Origin of the sequence: Cylindrospermum sp. FACHB-282 (assembly GCF_014697195.1) — a bacterium.
Taxonomy (GTDB): Bacteria; Cyanobacteriota; Cyanobacteriia; order Cyanobacteriales; family Nostocaceae; genus Cylindrospermum.
The window spans coordinates 184,941-203,522 of the sequence record NZ_JACJRJ010000001.1 but is presented as its reverse complement, the minus strand read 5'-3'; the positions used below and the strand labels follow the sequence as shown (position 1 = coordinate 203,522).

General features: G+C 41.6%; 17 protein-coding genes. 7 read left to right on the top strand and 10 right to left on the bottom strand.

From position 1 onward, the window contains the following. The first annotated feature begins 59 nt into the window (after positions 1 to 59). From H6G32_RS00895 to trpE, 3 genes are all read left to right on the top strand, one after another. Positions 60 to 2,045, top strand: coding sequence for a DICT sensory domain-containing protein (locus H6G32_RS00895; protein ID WP_190453421.1), 1,986 nt, complete (start codon positions 60 to 62; stop codon positions 2,043 to 2,045). Between the two features lie 181 nt (positions 2,046 to 2,226). After that, the gene (locus H6G32_RS00890) at positions 2,227 to 2,646 is read left to right on the top strand and encodes a photosystem I reaction center subunit II PsaD (protein ID WP_190453418.1); all 420 of its coding nucleotides are present in this window, start codon (positions 2,227 to 2,229) and stop codon (positions 2,644 to 2,646) included. A gap of 101 nt (positions 2,647 to 2,747) precedes the next feature. Next, a complete protein-coding gene (gene trpE, locus H6G32_RS00885; protein ID WP_190453415.1) occupies positions 2,748 to 4,262 on the top strand; it encodes an anthranilate synthase component I in 1,515 nt (504 codons plus the stop codon). Positions 4,263 to 4,307: 45 nt separating this feature from the next. Here trpE and H6G32_RS00880 read toward each other — a convergent pair whose 3' ends face one another. The 3 genes from H6G32_RS00880 to H6G32_RS00870 are packed head-to-tail and all read right to left on the bottom strand — an operon-like array spanning position 4,308 to position 8,024. Further along, positions 4,308 to 4,871 carry a Uma2 family endonuclease gene (locus H6G32_RS00880; protein WP_190453412.1) on the bottom strand — a complete coding sequence of 188 codons (564 nt, stop codon included), beginning with the start codon at positions 4,869 to 4,871 and terminating at the stop codon, positions 4,308 to 4,310. Positions 4,872 to 4,914: 43 nt separating this feature from the next. Beyond that, a complete protein-coding gene (locus tag H6G32_RS00875; RefSeq protein WP_309232549.1) occupies positions 4,915 to 7,206 on the bottom strand; it encodes a Piwi domain-containing protein in 2,292 nt (763 codons plus the stop codon). Further along, complete coding sequence (locus H6G32_RS00870) at positions 7,203 to 8,024, bottom strand: PD-(D/E)XK nuclease family protein (protein ID WP_190453409.1); 822 nt, start codon at positions 8,022 to 8,024, stop codon at positions 7,203 to 7,205. The genes H6G32_RS00875 and H6G32_RS00870 overlap by 4 nt, the downstream gene beginning before the upstream one ends. Positions 8,025 to 8,249: 225 nt before the next feature. On the opposite strand from H6G32_RS00870, the gene H6G32_RS00865 reads away from it, so the two are divergent. Beyond that, a complete protein-coding gene (locus tag H6G32_RS00865; RefSeq protein ID WP_190453406.1) occupies positions 8,250 to 8,837 on the top strand; it encodes a Uma2 family endonuclease in 588 nt (195 codons plus the stop codon). A 176-nt stretch (positions 8,838 to 9,013) separates the two neighbouring features. On the opposite strand, the gene H6G32_RS00860 is transcribed toward H6G32_RS00865, so the two are convergent. The 3 genes from H6G32_RS00860 to purS form a co-directional block, all read right to left on the bottom strand. Then, entirely contained in the window at positions 9,014 to 10,942 is a 1,929-nt protein-coding gene (locus H6G32_RS00860) for a hypothetical protein (protein WP_190453403.1), read from the bottom strand. A gap of 275 nt (positions 10,943 to 11,217) precedes the next feature. Further along, positions 11,218 to 11,892 carry a phosphoribosylformylglycinamidine synthase subunit PurQ gene (gene purQ, locus H6G32_RS00855; RefSeq protein ID WP_190453400.1) on the bottom strand — a complete coding sequence of 225 codons (675 nt, stop codon included), beginning with the start codon at positions 11,890 to 11,892 and terminating at the stop codon, positions 11,218 to 11,220. Between the two features lie 87 nt (positions 11,893 to 11,979). Then, complete coding sequence (gene purS, locus H6G32_RS00850) at positions 11,980 to 12,258, bottom strand: phosphoribosylformylglycinamidine synthase subunit PurS (RefSeq protein WP_190453397.1); 279 nt, start codon at positions 12,256 to 12,258, stop codon at positions 11,980 to 11,982. Between the two features lie 150 nt (positions 12,259 to 12,408). Between purS and H6G32_RS00845 the strand changes: the two genes are divergently transcribed. Next, the gene (locus H6G32_RS00845) at positions 12,409 to 12,813 is read left to right on the top strand and encodes a Fur family transcriptional regulator (RefSeq protein WP_190453394.1); all 405 of its coding nucleotides are present in this window, start codon (positions 12,409 to 12,411) and stop codon (positions 12,811 to 12,813) included. A gap of 23 nt (positions 12,814 to 12,836) precedes the next feature. On the opposite strand, the gene H6G32_RS00840 is transcribed toward H6G32_RS00845, so the two are convergent. Together H6G32_RS00840 and H6G32_RS00835 are read right to left on the bottom strand one after the other, a co-directional pair. Beyond that, on the bottom strand, positions 12,837 to 13,841 hold the full coding sequence (locus H6G32_RS00840) for an SPFH domain-containing protein (RefSeq protein WP_190453391.1): 1,005 nt from the start codon (positions 13,839 to 13,841) through the stop codon (positions 12,837 to 12,839). A 114-nt stretch (positions 13,842 to 13,955) separates the two neighbouring features. Continuing rightward, positions 13,956 to 14,390, bottom strand: a complete 435-nt coding sequence (locus H6G32_RS00835) for an NfeD family protein (protein ID WP_190453388.1) — start codon at positions 14,388 to 14,390, stop codon at positions 13,956 to 13,958. Positions 14,391 to 14,704: 314 nt separating this feature from the next. Between H6G32_RS00835 and H6G32_RS00830 the strand changes: the two genes are divergently transcribed. Together H6G32_RS00830 and H6G32_RS00825 are read left to right on the top strand one after the other, a co-directional pair. Next, a complete protein-coding gene (locus H6G32_RS00830) occupies positions 14,705 to 16,675 on the top strand; it encodes a protein phosphatase 2C domain-containing protein (RefSeq protein ID WP_190453385.1) in 1,971 nt (656 codons plus the stop codon). Positions 16,676 to 17,159: 484 nt separating this feature from the next. Next, the gene (locus H6G32_RS00825; RefSeq protein ID WP_190453498.1) at positions 17,160 to 17,432 is read left to right on the top strand and encodes a ferredoxin-thioredoxin reductase variable chain; all 273 of its coding nucleotides are present in this window, start codon (positions 17,160 to 17,162) and stop codon (positions 17,430 to 17,432) included. A gap of 5 nt (positions 17,433 to 17,437) precedes the next feature. Here H6G32_RS00825 and H6G32_RS00820 read toward each other — a convergent pair whose 3' ends face one another. Both H6G32_RS00820 and H6G32_RS00815 read right to left on the bottom strand, forming a co-directional pair. Next, positions 17,438 to 17,659 carry a hypothetical protein gene (locus tag H6G32_RS00820; RefSeq protein WP_190453382.1) on the bottom strand — a complete coding sequence of 74 codons (222 nt, stop codon included), beginning with the start codon at positions 17,657 to 17,659 and terminating at the stop codon, positions 17,438 to 17,440. Positions 17,660 to 17,767: 108 nt separating this feature from the next. Further along, positions 17,768 to 18,559 carry a YdcF family protein gene (locus tag H6G32_RS00815; protein WP_190453380.1) on the bottom strand — a complete coding sequence of 264 codons (792 nt, stop codon included), beginning with the start codon at positions 18,557 to 18,559 and terminating at the stop codon, positions 17,768 to 17,770. Positions 18,560 to 18,582 lie beyond the last annotated feature (23 nt).

Here is an 18,582-nt window from a genome sequence, read left to right as displayed (position 1 = left end):
AATTTGTACAATGCAGTTGTGAGGTGGATCTTTTCCAGATTGGGCGTTTAACGATATTCATGAGTATTTCGACTTCTGTGCTGAGTGATCTGCTAAAGTCACTACCCTACCTGCGGCCCCAGCTATATTTCAAGGCTTCACTAACGGCGCTCTCCCATGCGATGGAAGATCAGGTGTTAGCTGCGACTTTATTCCAGCCCCTGGTAATTGCTAGTTTCCAACGAGAGCGATTTTACCGTCAAGAAGCTCATCGCTACCAACGGCTTTCCCAGCGAAGTGACCAAATATATGTATTATCTGCACCGGAAACGGATTTCACCAATAGCTCGGAATACTATGAAAAAGTAGCCTTTGAGCCAGAGGATGGCTTAAGTCAAGAGTGGCATTTGGTGGTGATTGCTGATAATTATGCTACTTGTTTGGTTTGCCGGGAAAGCCTTGGCTCCATTGCTAAAAACAAACAAGTTCCGGAAATCAGCCCTGGTTTGGATACGGACACAGGGCGAAGATTCGAGGGGATTTGGACATCGGAGCGGGGTGTCAGTCTAAAAGCAGCCCAATTGCTATTAGACAGGATTGTGGTTTATAGACCAGTCTTGGCGGACAAAATTGAGGAGGCACGCCAGCGGTTTGGACTCGGCGAGCCAAGAGGTAACTCTGGAACCGCAGCCCTGAATGAGTATGCTTGTGATATTGATACTGACCCCTTTGTGCAGCGCTTAGTAACTTATCTGCAAGCTAGTCAGTACAAATTGCACAAGGCTTACCGTTCCATCACCGCCCAAGCCCGGAAAGAACGCTTGGTTAACTCGATTAGCACGGCTATTCGCCGATCGCTTGATCCCCGCGAAGTTCTCAATGTGGCAGCACAAGAATTGGGGCAGCACTTGGGAACTTGCCGCTGTTTAATTTATCGCGCTCAAGCCACGGATGGCCAAGCGATTATTGAACATGAGTTTTTGAATCCTGGCATTGTCTCTGTGCGCGGGCAAACCTGGGAGTTAGAGAACAATCCCTTATTTCGGGAAATTATCCAAGAGGGTGAAGGCGTCTGTGTGACTGATACGCTGATTGACGATCGCGTTACGAGTTCGGCGGCGCTTTCCTTAATTGCCAAAAAGTTTGCCATTCGTTCTTGGTTGATGGAACCAGTGTTTTATCAGGGGCGATTGTTGGGTATTGTGGAGTTACACTATTGCCGTCTGCCACCCCATGAGTGGCAATCTGGGGAGTTGGATTTGGTAAAAGCGATCGCTACCCAAGTGGGAGCAGCGTTGATCCAAGCGGAAGCCTTTGCCAACCTAGAAGAACTTAACAAGCAGCTAGAAGCCCTAGACCGCACCCGCAGCAACCTGATAGCTATCACTGGGCATGAACTCCGTACCCCCCTATCTACTATTCAAGTGTGCCTGGAAAGTCTCGCTAGCGAGCCAGATATGCCCCTAGAGTTGCAACAGGTGATGCTGAACACGGCTCTTTCTGACTCAGAACGAATGCGGAAACTGGTGCAAGATTTTTTAACGCTTTCCAACTTAGAAAGTGGTCGAGTGGAATGGCATTCAGAATCTCTCAGTTTCCAAGAATGTGTAGATTTAGCACTCAGCCGACTTCGCTCGCGCTCTGCTGAGGATAAACCGCCGCAAATCAAAATTCAAATTGCCGAAAACCTGCCTTTGGTTAGGGCTGATGGTGATTGGCTGGTGGAGGTACTGGCAAAACTCATAGACAATGCTTGCAAATTTACACCCTCGTCAGGACAGATCACGATTGAGGCTGCTCGCAATTCTCATCAGATGGTTGAAGTCACCGTGGCTGACACCGGACGAGGCATTGAACCCAACCGCCTGGAAATAGTTTTTGACCGCTTCTATCAAGAAGAGGGAGCGCTGCGCCGTACCACCGGCGGCACTGGTCTTGGGCTAGCAATTTCTCGCCAAATTGTCAATGGCTGGGGGGGCGAAATTTGGGCACAGTCAACGGGCAAAGACCAAGGCAGTCAGTTTCATTTCACCATCCCCATAGTTCAAGGCACTACTGGGGACTAGGGACTCTTTACTGGGTAAAAGTTTTACCAATTACCAATTACCAATTACCAATTACCCATTACCAATTACCCATTACCAATTACCCATTACCAAACTGTTACAGTCTATGACGCGATCGCAATATGATCCAAGTAGCGGTGTTACGATGCCGTAAAAACCTTAAACGTTGAGAGAATAGTTTATGGCAGAAAAGCTATCTGGACAAACGCCGCTCTATGGTGGCAGCACTGGTGGACTCCTGAGCAAAGCAGATCAAGAAGAAAAGTACGCTATCACTTGGACTAGCGCCAAAGAGCAGGTATTTGAATTGCCTACAGGTGGCGCTGCCACTATGCGGAAGGGCGAAAACCTCCTGTACATAGCTCGGAAAGAACAAGGCATCGCCTTGGGTGGTCAACTCCGGAAATTCAAAATCACAGACTACAAAATTTACCGGATTTTACCCAGCGGAGAAACCACTTTAATTCACCCGGCTGATGGCGTCTTCCCTGAAAAGGTTAACCCAGGTCGTGATAAAGTGCGTTATGTACCACGCCGCATCGGACAAAACCCTAATCCTGCACAACTCAAGTTTAGTGGTAAAGCTACCCACGACGCTTAGGGACTAAGTAATCGGTAATGGGTAATTGGTTATGGGAAAAACTCTTACCGATTACCCATTACCGATTACCCATTACCTAATACCCAATTGCGAATCCCTTTATGATATTCCCCAATTTTTCCCATTTTTCCCAGCTAGCCTTAGAAGGCAACTTTGTGCCTGTGTATCAGGAATGCATAGCAGACTTAGATACGCCTGTATCTGCTTGGTATAAAGTTTGTGCAGATCAGCCCTATAGCTTTTTGTTGGAATCGGTGGAAGGTGGAGAAAAACTAGGACGTTATAGTTTATTGGGTGGCGATCCGCAGTGGATTTTGGAAGCAAGGGGAGATCGCACGATTCAAACACAGCGGGATGGTTCCCAGAATGTGTTTACAGGCGATCCCTTTACAGCATTATCTAAATGTCTTGCCCCTTATTACCCAGTGAAGTTACCAGAGCTACCTTCAGGAATTGGCGGTTTGTTTGGGTTTTGGGGTTATGAATTGATTCACTGGATTGAGCCGCGAGTGCCAGTTTATCCACCGGATGAGAGAAATATCCCGGATGGATTGTGGATGCAGGTAGACCACCTGTTGGTTTTTGACCAGGTGAAGCGGAAAATTTGGGCGATCGCCTACGCTGATTTACGTGACAAAGAAGTGAGTTTAGAGGCAGCATATCAACAAGCGTGCGATCGCGTTACCCAAATGGTAAGCAAGCTATCTCTACCCCTATCGCCACAAAATACCAAATTAGCCTGGACATCACCAGAAAGCAGGCAAAAAGGGGGAGCAGATGAATACACCAGCAACTTCACCCGCCCAGATTTCTGCGCCAGGGTCGAAAAAGCCAAAGAATATATTAAAGCTGGCGATATCTTCCAAGTAGTCATATCCCAGCGATTATCAACAGAATACACAGGCGATCCTTTTGCTCTTTACCGTTCGCTGCGCCAGATTAATCCTTCGCCTTACATGGCTTACTTTAACTTTAAAGATTGGCAAATCATCGGTTCCAGTCCAGAAGTGATGGTGAAAGCAGAACGTGATCCTGATGGTGGCACAATAGCAACAGTCCGCCCAATTGCGGGGACACGTCCACGGGGTAAGACAAACCAAGAAGATATAGCCCTAGCCGAAGATTTACTTCAAGACCCCAAAGAAATTGCTGAACACGTCATGCTGGTCGATTTAGGACGGAATGATTTAGGGCGTGTTTGCCAAAGCGGTAGTGTGAGAGTGGATGAATTAATGGTAGTTGAGCGCTACTCTCATGTGATGCACATTGTGAGTAATGTGGTGGGTAAATTAGCCCCTGATAAGAATGCCTGGGATTTGCTCAAGGCTAGCTTCCCCGCGGGGACAGTCAGCGGTGCACCGAAAATCAGGGCGATGGAAATTATCCATGAGTTAGAACCTAGCCGTCGGGGTGTTTATTCTGGTGTCTATGGCTATTACGATTTTGAAGGACAATTGAATTGTGCGATCGCCATTCGCACAATGGTATTACACGATAATATTGTCACAGTCCAAGCCGGTGCCGGTTTGGTGGCTGACTCTGAACCAGAGAAAGAATACGAAGAAACCCTAAATAAAGCTAGAGGGTTGTTAGAAGCAATTCGCTGTTTGCGTTGAAGAACCCACCCCCTCCCCGGAAGCAAGGAGGGGGTAACAGGAGTTTTATTTTGCTGGTTTGAGCCATGTAAATATTTGTGTAGATGTTAGATGCAGTTGCAAAAATTGTGGTACTGGTAAGCGTTCATCGCCAGTTATTTCTAAAGGCTCTTGTCCTGGTAAAAATACTAATATCACCCGTTCATCTGGGTCAATTAACCATCCTAACTTTGTACCGTATTTTAAACAGTAGAGAATATTTCTAATTACTTTGGTAGTGTTTTCTTCTGCTGAGACAATTTCAATAGTCCAATCGGGATAAATTTCAAAGCTATTTGCAAATTCCCCAGCAGCATCAAAAGGAATCCTTTCCCAACCAAAGACTGTCACATCTGGCAGAATTGAACGTTCACCAAAGCTACAGCGTAGTTCTGGAAAAGCTAAAGCAATTTGTTCTTCTTCAACTACTTGATTAATTGCATTACACAATTTAAGTTGAAGTCGCGAGTGTTTACCTTGTGGCATCGGTTTTTGGTAGATTTTACCATCGATAAATTCACTAGCAGGCTTGGTTTCTGGCAGTTTGCGGAACTCTGCTAAGGTGATTTTTTGGTGTAGCGTTGTGGTCATGGTGGTGCGATCGCTCCTGCCAAAATTATATTTAAGGTTAATCCTAAAGCCAAAACTGGCGATCGCCCTCTAACATACTGCTTGGATAAATCCCCTTTAATCGCAATTTAGCTGTCTTGTGCGCTCCATATACTGGCATTGGTAGGCGAGGCGTTTTTAATGCTCCATGATGCAACAAAGTGAGCTTCAAAGTAGTTTCAACTACCTCTTCTATAGGAGGAGATATTAAGGCTGGGTGGTTTGTATTAATAATTGTTAAGCGTAGAGGAAAAGCAAGACCTATTTTTTCTGTAACCTGTGTTGTTACCAAAAGTGCTTCACTAGAAGAAATACGCAGTGCTAAACCTTTTTCGGGTGCAGTTAGAATTTTCTCTACTTTGTTATCAGTTATAGTTTTATCAACCATCTTATATAGTCGAGGAATTCCAGATTTTCTACACTCCACTAATATCAATTTGCAGCCAATTGCTTTAGCCCATTCTAGGAGGTTGTCTACTTCTTGACCGCAAAAACGCCCATCACGATAAATCAGTACAGTTTTATCCTGTAGCTCCTTTGCTGGCAACAATCTTTCTAGCACTCTTTTAGGAATTTCTTCACCTTCAATCAAAGCATCTTCCAGCCGATAGCGAATAAACTCACCTTGCTTGCCATAAAGACGAATGCTCGCACAAGCATTTACAGTCCCGGAAAGTTTTGCTTTAGACTGTCTTGAAATATCCAAACCAATGAAATAGTCAGCTACTTGTAAAGCTTCAGCTAGAACAAAAGGTAAATTACCCAGTTTTGCCAGTATTCCTGGAACCACCTGCTGAAGAATATATTTATAATCTTTGGCATTCTTCAAGGTATTCTCGTAAATGATCTGGCTAGCTATCTGGCGACGAATTAATAGGTCATAGATTGTATGATAAAGACTACCTCCCGCTTGCTCATCAGCTTTACGATCACACTGGGGTAAAAACGTCAAAACTATGTCAGGTGGAGTATCCATTAATTCATTAACTGCTCTCTCTGCTTTTACTCTCGCCTCAGTTCCACTCAAACTTTTTAGTGATATTGATTGAGTAACAAATAGCCCCTCAAATTTATAGCTTTTTAAAGCTACTTTGAGTTTATCAATAAACTCATCTAAAGTTAAATCACATAAATTCAATACAGTAATCCGAATGGGTCTTGATGGATTTAAATATGTCTCGTGACGACGATAAACACCACCTTTAGAGAGTCCGACAAGGATTTGACTTTGATTATAAGTAAATCCGTTGCCAAATATTAACTTAGTATTTTCAATCGAAACTGGTGGTTGCCAAAATAACTCTGAATAGTGACGGCTGTTGATACTTTGTTCTAACTTAAATCCATAACCAGATGCAGATAAAGCATTGTCAGCTTCTCTTTTGTAGTAAACCAAAAGCTCTTGCCGCTTTTGATATGGAATTTTAGTTTCCTTAAGTAATTGTCCCCAGTCTGCCCCAAACCGACTAGCTGTTTCAGGTGTAATGCGGAGACGCAAAGCTGCCATCCCATATTCATAAACTTTTTTATTTTTACCAAACTGGACAGCAACTAAGATTTTTTCAGATAAAGCATCTCGAAGTGCTTGCTTACTAATTTCATGTTTTGCCTGGTTAATAAGTTTTTCTCTATGTTCTGGTGTAGAGTCCATAATAAGTTTGGTGATAGTGCCAATACTTGATATATCATGGGAACGATCTTGAACTCTTAGTCCAACTAACAATTTATCAGGATTGTGGCTATCTGGATGTTTTAAATAATATTCATTTAAATTTTTATTGATTAAAAACTTGCTTTCAATAGTTAAGGTAATAGCAGGTTCTTCAATATTTTCTATTTCAATAGTTTCTGCCCAAAATTTAATTGTACGTCTGACTTCAACATTATTTTTGGCAAAATCAATTTTTGACAAAAAGGGGTAAGGATTGCTTGACTTTAATACCTGATAGGCTAATTGGGCAATAATAATTGGTGAGACTGGTTGAGTAATTGGTACTTCTTGAAAATCCCAACTTTGTTCGCTAAAGTCTGTAAATCCTTCTAGGAAAAGTTGTTCTAGTATATCTTTCCACTCTGTAAGTAAATCATTAATAGATTCTTTGCATTTACCCACAGCATAAAAATAGGGCTTATGCCAAATAATGACTATACTAGGTAAAATACGACTAAGATGGAAGCTCAGACGAATACCTTCATCCTGTTCAACTTTAGGAGTAAGTTGAAAACATATTATACTAGGAGATAAAATCTTCAGTCTAAAAATCTCGCTGGAATAAAATGGTTCAGATTGACTAACAGTTGCAGTATTGACAATCACTGAACAACCTCACATTGAGAAAACTTACAAATTGACTTAAAAGCACAATACTTACAAGTAATACCTGGATTTGGCGGAAATATTTTGGCAAAATCATCTAAGTTTTTTCTATAAAGTCTCTTTTCATTTTCATGACGTTTAGATATTTCTTCTAGCTCTATTTCTACAAATTTTAGTTTTTCAGCACTAGCTGTAATTATTTCAGAAGCCAAGCCATTTTCTAAATTATAGAATGAAGCAATAGCTGGTTGTTGTGGATGAAGATAACTAGCAGCTAACAAATATACGTAAGCTTGTCGTCGGTCAAAATTTGATTTACCTGTCTTGAAGTCTAAAATGTGGACTTTACCATCTGGCTCACTAAACATGCAGTCAGTAGGTGCATATAGATTAAAAATATAACTTCCTTGCTGTATACGAATTGGGTTAGGAAATCCTTCATCACCGCTGCTAAGGCTAATGATATTTTTTTCTAATAAAATGGGTTGTTGATAATATTTATGCAGAATAGAAATAACTCGTACCTGAGCTTCATCTGATTTTTCTTTTAATTTCAGAATTTCTGCAACTATTTCTACACCATCAGACTTTTCTAACAGTATTATATCTTGATGAAATTCGTAAACTCCCCTTTGTGCCAATTTACCAATTTCTTGATGTATTGTGTCTTGATCTAAAAGTGCCTTAACTTCAGGTTCTTTATGACGAACTTTTGTAAAGCCTCTTTTCATATCACAATACCATTCTTCTTTTCCCACTGCTGGCTTAAACATTGACCATAGGTTATAACTCGCAGATGGTATGTAGGGTTCTTTCATTTCTATATAGTCCAGATATAGAAGTTGGTACCTGAAACATTATCTTGAAAAATTAGGATCATAAGTAAGAACTGTGCTTAGGGGGATAACAATAAATTTTACATTAATTATACTTACTTGTCAAATTTGATGTAATATTTCGGTTTATTAGACTTTTATATTAAACATCTTTATCTTTATACCCCACAGCACTAAACTAGAAAGTAATATCCTGCGGTTAAACCTATGTCCCCAACGACAACCACTTTACCTCCTACCCTGAAAATAAAAATCGACTTAACAGACGACCAATATTTTCAACTCTGTCAAAACAACCGCGACTTGAGATTTGAACGCACAGCATCGGGAGAACTACTAATTATGTCACCAACCGGCAGCGATACAGGTAATCGTAACTTTGATATCGCTGTTGAAGTAGGAATTTGGAATAAACAAACTAAATTAGGTAAAGGTTTCGACTCTTCCACCGGCTTTAAACTTCCCAATGGTACAGAATGCTCTCCTGACGTTGCTTGGATTAAAAAAGAACGCTGGGATAGTTTAACCCCAGAACAACAAAGTAAATTTGCACCTATTGCACCTGATTTCGTCATTGAATTGCGTTCTCCCAGCGATAACTTAAAACCATTGCAAAAGAGAATGCAAGAATATATCGATAATGGAGTTAAATTAGCTTGGCTGATAGACAGGAAAAACAAGCGTGTAGAAATTTATCGTCCTCAGCAAGATATCGAAATTTTGAAAAATCCTCCTAGCCTTTCTGGTGAAAATATTCTACCAGGCTTTATCTTAGATTTAACCCAAATTTTATAAAATGCAGATTTTGTTTGTAGTGAGCGATTTATCGCTCGACTAAAGGATATTTAGGGAGAAAGAATCTCACCTTTGTAAAATATATCTATTCGTTCGGCATTTTAGTTATGCTCACGGATTTTTAAGGACTAAAGTCCTTACTACAAGCTTTATTTTAAGTGAATTTTCCTATTTAACTATCGATTAGGATACACATGACGTATTTGAAAGCGGCTTAATTTCCAAAGCGGTAACAAAGCCTGTTTAGCAGCATTAATCTGAGATTGAGAAAAAGAAATTTTCCCATGTTCTATCATCCAGATAAATGTTCGAGTGATTAAATCTGCTTGCAAACTCTTCTCATACTCACAATTATTTATCTTCACAACTTGTGCATCTAAACAATTCAGCGCATCTTTAAAAGTCCATCCTAGTGAATTAAGATTAATTTGCTCTGGTGAATTCTTCCACTCAACACCCCGCAAATTTCCCATAATATAATCCATACCCAAAATCGCTGAATCAGTATTTCGCACCAAATCTGTAAAAGCTTTATAATATGGACGCAAGATAGAAGCAGAAATATTTTCTCTATATATATGCAGCCAAGATTGGATATCCCGCAGAAAAGGAACTAAATCTCTAATATCATTAATTTCTTTAATAGACGCACGCTCATATTGATAAATGGTGATTTTTGATAGCCATTCAGCTTCAGATACTTGTGAATGCTGAGAATAATAATTAATAACTTTAGGGATATATTTTTCTAATAACCATTCTTTAGTATATCTAGCTGTCCAAGTTCCCCGTGGGCCGATATCTTGTTGCCATGAAGTTACTTTTCCTCGTTCTAAAGATTGTAAATGTACATCATTTAACGCGTAGATTATATTAATTTGATTATTAGGGGTAAGAGAAAAAATACCACCATATTTAGGCAAAATAAAAGCATGATCACGAATACCGCGACTTATGCGAATTGATATATCTTCTTGATGGAAGATATGCCATTCTGATTTCCCTTGAGCATAATCAAATTCATTAGCAAACTTCTGCATTAACTCCCACAATGTTTGCTCAACAGAAAATAGATAAAAACCTCGAATACCTGCAAATTCTATAAATTGAAAATTCCATGTTTCTAGAGCATTTTCAAATTCAATAATTGTCTTTTGGTATTCTTGGCAAACTGCATCAATACACAAACACAAGTCAGCCGTTTCTAAGTCTGATAAAATTACAGTTGTTTGTCCTAAATATACCTCAAAAGCATTTTCATCTAGTTGTCTAAGAAAAGAACGGCATCCCCAATCAGGTTTGGTGTCCATCCCCGTCATAAAATTGCCTAAAATATATTGATGATTTAAGCTAATCTTTAAACCTCTTAAAATGAGACTACTGAACTCTATTATACAATTACCTTCTACAAAAGCTTTAGGCAAATTGCACTCAATTGCCACTTTAGGTTTCACGACAATTAAGCAGTTATTTTTTCGTGCATTGCTAGGCTGAAAATCACCTATTTCTAAAGTTTTCTGTAAATCTGGATAATTTTTAATGATTTTTTCTATTAATTTATATTTGGCATATAACAAAGTATTGGATGCATATTTATCAATATTTCTAAGAAAGTTATAATTTAGCTGTTTATAAAATTCTGATGCTATATGAGGATTTTTAAGCGCATCCATAGTAATATCAATTACTAATTCTTCCTTATAGTAGCCCAGGCGCTGAAAAACCTTAATATGATATCCATTAGTGACAATAAAGAATAATGGTTTTAGATGAACGCTATAAAATTTAGCTTGCTCAATCGCTTGGCATAAATTTGTTTTTCGCAATTCTTCAATTTGAATAATAATGACTGCTGTATCTGCATTTTGTTTTTCAATTTCATCTGTAGAAAAATAAATTTGAGCAATTTCTGAATTTATTAGTTGGTTTCCGAGATTATGCATTTTCAAAGGGTATTGATCATACCTGGATTTCTCTGGGTAGCCGAGATATTGAAACATAGGTAAAATAAACTTTTTTGCTACATCAACTTCGTTTTGTAAAAGACGATGCTCAAAGGCTTGTAGCCAGGTAATAAATTGTTGAATTGGATCGTAAATAGACATTAGTGAATCCACCAGCTTGTATAAATTTGCCTTGATTTAGATATTAGATAGATGATTTATTTAATTAGCAATTTATCAAGTCAGTTTGGATGGTATGGTGATTGCGAATACTTTGCCAATTTGAGAAATACCTGATCTAGAACGGTATTAACAAGAGCATTCTATTGTGGCAAAAATATCTGATGAATTCTATTCGCAGTTATACAAAAAAATTAGGGGCACAGCATTGCTATGTCCCTAGCTTGGTTCAATATTGAGAGGTGGGAATGTCTTGCCTAAACTAATGCTGCTACTTTCTCTAATAAGCCCTGAAACAACCTTAACCCATCACTACCCCCTAGAGCAGCGTCTGAAGCCCTTTCTGGGTGCGGCATCATCCCTAAGACGTTACCTCGACGATCGCAAATCCCGGCAATATTATTCAGCGAACCGTTGGGGTTCTCCCCTTGATAGCGGAACAATACTTGTCCGTTATCTTCAATTTCTGATAAAGTTGCCTTATCAGCGTAAAATCGCCCCTCCCCGTGTGCAATGGGTAAGGTGATAACCTCTCCCTCTGCATAAGCTTGCGTCCAAGAAAGATTGTTACGCTCAACTTTCAGGGGGACGCGATCGCAAATAAAATGCAAATCCTGATTTCTGGTCAATACCCCAGGTAATAAACCAGCTTCAGTTAATACCTGAAATCCATTGCAAATACCGAGGACAAACTTACCCTTTTGGGCGTGTTCCACAACCTGCTGCATTACAGGTGACAACCGCGCGATCGCACCACAGCGCAGATAATCGCCATAACTAAAACCACCAGGCACGATTACCACATCCAAATCGGCAATATCCGTTTCTTGATGCCAAACCATGCGAGTTGGTTGTCCTAGCAAGTCTCTGGTGACATAAGCCACATCGCGATCGCAATTAGAACCCGGAAAAACCAAAACCCCAAATTTCATATTTTAGTCATTAGTCATTGGTCATTGGTCATTAGTCATTGGTCATTAGGGGAAATAGGGAATTTGTAGTCTCCCTATCTCCCCAGATCAAATGACTCCCGTCTGTGATTCCACCTCAATCAACTCAAAGCGATAATTTTCAATTACCGGATTTGCTAACATTTGGTCACAGATGCGATCGAGGTTTTGACGCGCTTTCGGCTCATCAGGTGAGATGATAGTGACTTCAATGTACTTACCGATCCGCACTTGTTCAACGTTGTCGTATCCCAGTTGCTTGAGGCCAGATTGTACAGCCACACCAGCAGGGTCTAAGACTGAAGGACGAAGCGTCACGAAAATTTTAGCTAGATACTTCCTTTGCACAGGCTTTTGCTGAATGCTGCGATCGCTATACTATAACTTTCTGCTCCAACTGAGTGAAAATAACATAGCAGAGCAGTTACAGTTAGTTTATCAATTAACTAGTATAACAGCTTCAACTACAGATACAGAGGCAAATTTACACCATTGTCTATGAGAGCCATCCGCACCCGCAGTCAAGAGCGTATTTTAAACCTGCTGAAAACCATCAAGCAAGGCATTTCCGCCCAAGATATCTACGTAGAATTGCGTAACCGTAATCAAGGTATAGGTTTAGCAACAGTTTACCGCTCACTGGAGTCCTTAAAACTAGAAGGTCTGGTGCAAGTACGAACTTTAGCTAACGGTGAAGCCCTCTATAGCCTAGTGCAGCAAGATAAACACCACCTAACTTGCCTGCAATGTGGTGTCTCAATCCCCATTAATCAATGCCCCGTCCATGATCTAGAAGAACAGTTGCAGCACACCCACAAATTTAAAGTTTTTTATCACACCCTAGAGTTTTTTGGCTTGTGTAACCAATGTCAGGTAAATCAAGCAGCTGAAGTTAGTCATTAGTTCAGCTGTCTGCTGCCCATTTCTCAACTAGCGCGGTTGTTTTGTCCAGGAATTTCGCCATTGAACAGAGAGTGAGAATCAGCTTGATAATCTGAGACAACCGAACGTATACCCTCTAAGGCAGCGGGAATAGTGCGGGGGTCTATAAAAATGACCTTGCTGCTATCACTTTTACCAATGGTTGCCCCCATATCCAGATAGCCCAAAGCAAACAGAACTTCTATGGCTTTGTGGGTATCGGGGTTAGTTTTGATTTTTTGGGCAATAATTTCTGCTGACTCAGCAATAGCTTGTGCCCTGAGAACCTGCTGCTGGCGTTCGGCCTGTGCTTTGAGAACGATCGCCTTTTGTTCAGCTTCAGCCTGCAAAATTACTGATTTTTGCCTAGCTTCGGCATCCAGAAGTTGGGCATCAGCTTTACCCCTAGCACTATTCACAGCAGATTCGCGATCGCCTTCTGAAGTTAAAATTGATGCCCGTTTGCGCCTTTCCGCCGACATTTGCATTTCCATTGCTTCCCGCACCGCTTGAGAAGGGATAATATCGCGCAGTTCTACCCGCGTCACCTTCACACCCCAAGGATCAGTAGAAACGTCCAAATCCTGTAACAAAAGTTCATTGATTTGAGAACGGGCAGTAAAAGTTTGATCCAACTCCAGTTGTCCCATTTCCGAGCGAATTTGAGTCAGCACCAAATTCACCATCGCCGACTGGAGATTTTCTACCTTATACCAGGCTTTTTCCATATCCACAATCCGCCAATAAACCACCGCATCTACCTCAATACCAACGTTGTCGCGAGTGATGCACTTTTGGGGAGGAATATCTAAAACTTTTTCCCGGATAGTTTCTCGGTAGACGACTTTATCAAAGAAAGGAATGACAAAATTTAGCCCTGGTTGCATTTTTTTATTATAGCTACCCAATCTTTCAACCAAAGCTTCATTACCCTGATTAATAACTCTCACAGATCCCGCAACAGCAGAACCTCCAAAAGCCAAAAAGACTAGCAAAAAGAACTGTTCCATTGTAAATATCCTAATTTTTGATCAATAGGTTTCAATAACCACCCTTACGGGTTCACCAGTCGCTCATGGGGACGGCGTGGAAACCCCCTGTTCTGCGCCCAGGCTCACCCTTAACTAAGAATGCAACACATTTTCTGGCATCACAATCAAAGTAGTTCCTTCTCTTCTGACCACATAAACTGTTTGCTGGGGTGCTACGCTGAGTTTGTCATCATCACATCTTGCCCGCCAAGAATTTCCCTCATAGAGCACCCGCCCTGTATGCCCAGCAGGAATTGCTGTTAAGGTTTCTCCCATAACTGCATCCTGAATTTTCGACTTACGTCGTCGCGGTTGCAAAAACTGCCTTGTTACTAAAACTAGCGAGATAGAAAGCAATAGCCAAAGCACAACTTGCAGCCATAAACTGCCCAAACCCAATTGAGACAGCACAGCCACAACTAAAGCGCTAATTCCCATCATGAAGGCAACAAAAGCCGATGGTAAGAAGAGTTCCATTAAACACAGAACTGCTCCTGCCAATAGCCAGATTAAAGTAAAACTTGGCATAGCGCCATCCTAGACACTACAATTCAAAATTCAAAATTCAAAATTCAAAATTAGAAAACCCAGTACTGGCTATTATTTTAGCCACTGACTGTAGGCAAATTAAGCGTGTAACAGCTTATTTAAATACATTTCTAGCATTAGATACACCTAGATATTAACTATTTACGGAAAGCAAAACTAGCTATTCTTAGGATTAGAAAAGTAATAGGATGTAGCCTGGGGTACACCAATCCAGTCTATTCTAGCCTTCAGGTATTTGACAGCTAAATTTAATCGAACTTCACGAGTTGATTAATTCTTTTAATTTATACTTTATGATTTCTACTCAGCGGATAATTTATTGCCTAAATCCAGACTGTAATCACCCGATTAATCCTATAGGCGATGTCTACGACGGGCTAAACCTACACCTTTGTGCCAGTTGTCAAACACCCCTAGTCTACCGCTATCTCTGGGCTAGTAGCCCAATATCCGCCAAAATCTTACCAGGCACTAAGATAGCTGATAGGTATGAAGTGATCACACAGCAGATTTGGCTAGATACTCAACCGGGACTGCCGCCAGAAATACCTGAAGTATTACCCCCAGAAGTTACTCCTTACTTAAAGTTATATCAAGAGCGCTTGCACCTCCCCCAGGCTTATGGGTTTGTTAGTTCCGCTTCTGAAAATACAGGTGATATCCTATTGTTGGAAAATGCGCCCATAGATCAGCAAGGCTATATTTACCCAACTATCAGCGACGCCTGGGAGCGTGCAACAGCAGTCAGACAAGTTTATTGGCTATGGCAAATTATCCAACTCTGGAAACCTTTATCAGAATTGGGAGTTGCCCAAAGTTTGCTGATACCAGACAACTTACGTGTCCAAGGTTGGTGTGTGCGCTTGTTGGAACTTTGCCAGACGAGTGCCGCAAATAAATCTAGTTTGGCAGATTTGGGACAGTCTTGGCAGTCTTGGGTAGCATCGGCAAACACAACCGTAGCCCAAGAGTTACAGCAGATAGTCCAGCAGATGTCCCAAGCTGAGGTAGAGTTAGGGGCGATCGCCACTCAACTCAATGGCTTATTACTCTCATCTGTAGCAGAATTGCCCTTAACCCTGAAGGCCGCAGGGGCTACAGATACAGGCCCAGAACTGATGCACAATGAAGACGCTTGCTACCCCGCCTCTAGTGACCTAGATGACCCCTTACTGTCGAGGTTGTCAATTGTTTGCGATGGCATTGGCGGACATGAAGGCGGCGAGGTTGCCAGTCAATTGGCTGTGCAGTCAGTAAAGTTACAAATGCGTGCCTTACTAGCAGAGGTAGCAGAACAGACTGAACTTGTTCCACCAGACTTGTTGCCGCAACAAATAGAAGCTAGCTTGCGAGTAGTAAATAACGTAATTTGGACTTGCAATAACGAGCAAAATCGCCAAGGTAGAGAACGCATGGCGACAACCCTGGTGATGGCTGTGCAAGTACCACAACGAGTGCCAACAACCGCTGGGTGGCAGTCAGAAAATGCCCATGAACTTTACTTAGCTAATATTGGCGATAGTCGTGCTTACTGGATAACTCGCAGCTATTGCCAGCTACTCACCGTAGATGATGATGTAGCGACGCGAGAAGTGCGCTTGAATAGAAGTCTGTATCGCCAAGCAATTCAAAGACCAGATGCGAACTCCCTTACCCAAGCATTAGGAATCAAAGAGGCCGAATCCCTGCATTTTGCCATTCAGCGATTAATTTTAGAAGAAGATGGCATTTTGCTGCTATGTTCTGATGGTTTAAGTGACAAGAACTGGGTGGAACAATCTTGGCAAGACTACGCAGTTCCTTTGCTAACAGGGAAGCTAACTGTTGAGGATGCTGCCCGTAACTGGATTAACTTGGCAAATGAGAAAAACGGTCATGATAACACCTCTGTAGTTCTGACTCTTTGCCGTGTCTCTTCAGAACACTTAGTACCTGTTACTCAATCGCAACTTTCTATAGAAATTCAAGCTGAAGAACTAGAAATAGAACTAGTAACAGAATCCGACTTAGCAGAAAGTTCCCAAGCACTGCTGGATTTAGATTTCACAGAAGAAGAAGAAGAAGAAGAAGAAGCAACCCCCAGTCCAGTGAAAAAACCAATTCTGGGTAAGTCTTTAGTGTTGCTGGGTGGATTGTTGGTATTGCTAGTGGGGGGTACAAGTCTAGGATTATTTGCTTGGTGGCAATTTAAACCGCAATCTTTTCAACAGATGTGCCGGCAACATCCCCAAATATTACAGCCACTGTGTTCGCGCCGCGATTGAAACGACTCACAGTGAATACAATTATTAGCACTCAATGTAAGATTGTAGGGTGCTTCAGATATCGAAAATCTGTTGATTGTTAGGGAATTATCGAGTCTGACCCACCCTACAAAGCCATGCCAGTTGCGTAAGTCCTAAATTATGCATCTTAGAAGCGTCTGCCTTACCGCTATAGTGGAGAGCGCTCTGGGCGATTCGTGGTAAAATGCAGGTTGGAGTGAAAGCGCACAGCAAGAGCCAAGCGGGTTTTTTCTTGCCCGTAAGCCTGCTCATCCTCGACAAAAGCACCTCTGAGTCACTCGTGAGAGTGGATAAGTGCCTTGAGGAGGCAAAAATCGCCACTCGGATTTCTAGATCGCTGACTAATTATCAACGTAGCCTGCTCTAGTCAGGCTTTGTTTGTATAGTAATCTGTACAGCTCTCAGAGATGAAGAGGGACTGTTGCCAGCAGTCTATTTTTGGAGTAAGCAAATTCAGTTAGGGATGGCTGGGGAGATGGTTGTGGAACAACAAAAGCTAGGTGTAAATGTTGATATGAAAGTTGGCGATCGCGTCCGCGTTAAAGATTCGGTGGTAGTTTACCATCATCCTGAGCATCGCAGTCAGGCTTTTGATATCAAAGGTTTAGAAGGGGAAATCGTTGCTATTGTCACCCAATGGCATGATCGACCTGTCAGCGCTAACCTACCATTATTAGTTCAGTTTAGTAAAAAATTTAAAGCCCATTTGCGTGAAAATGAATTAGAAATTATCTAACTAACTCATCGGCGGCGAAACCACTGGAAAATATTCAATTCGCCGCGCATTTTTTCTAGGTCTTGACGATTTTGTGCTGCTGTAACCCGATACCATTCGCAGTGACGGTGAAACTCTGAACGTGTCTCAACTTCATGGTAGAACTGGCGAGTTGTTTGATGAGTAGCAAAAGCTTCCTCAACTTCTGGTTGAGGAGATAGTATAATATACGGTAAATTTTTAGACATACTTTTTAAAAGCGCCAAGTTCTAATTTTTGTCCCTATTTGTAATTATAATCATTAGCAAGAAAGCTATAGGCTAACAGGCAAGATGCCTGTCCTACTCAGTACTGATTTAAAGCCAACCGCGCAAGCGATATACAAAACTACCAACGTATTCTTTTAAAGCGCTAGTAAATTGCTGTAGATTTTCGGTATCAGGTAATAAATTGAGGATAGCGGCTTTGGGAGTGCTGGTGATTTCTTGCATTTCTCCCTGGCTAACCAGAAAGTCAGTTGGTGCAGGAATCACATCTATACCTTGGCGCTGGAAAATCTTCAGCGATCGCGGCATGTGCATGGCCGAAGTGACCAACAACACCCGGCGAATGCTACGAGATTCCAGAATTTTGCGGACATTTTCGGCATTTTGGTAAGTGTTGAGGGAATTAGGCTCTTGGACAATTGCCTCAGATGGTATACCCAGAGAAGTCAGCACATCTGCCATATCTGCTGACTCTGGGGAACCACTACCACGCCAATTGATGCGACCCCCACTCAGTATGATTATAGGAGCTTTTTTTTGGCGATAGAGTTGAGCGGCATAAATTACGCGATCTCCTTGTTCACTTAAATCAACAGCTGGTCTGGGGGGAAAAGCTGACTTAGTTGCACCACCTAAAACCACAATTGCTTCTGCATTCGGCATGGGTGCAGGCGGGAGATTTTGCCATTCTAGCGATCGCACTAGGGATTTAGCCACCCAAGCATTACTACAAGAAAGTAATAAAGTCAGTGCAAAGGCGATCGCTACCCCCGCAATACGCGGCCGTTTCCACAAAGTTACCAAGGCCACCACCAAACTTATACTCGCTAGCCCCAAGGGATAAAAAAACAGTGGCAGTAATTTAGAGAGATATAAAAACATCCTGAGTCAAGGGTAATGGGTAA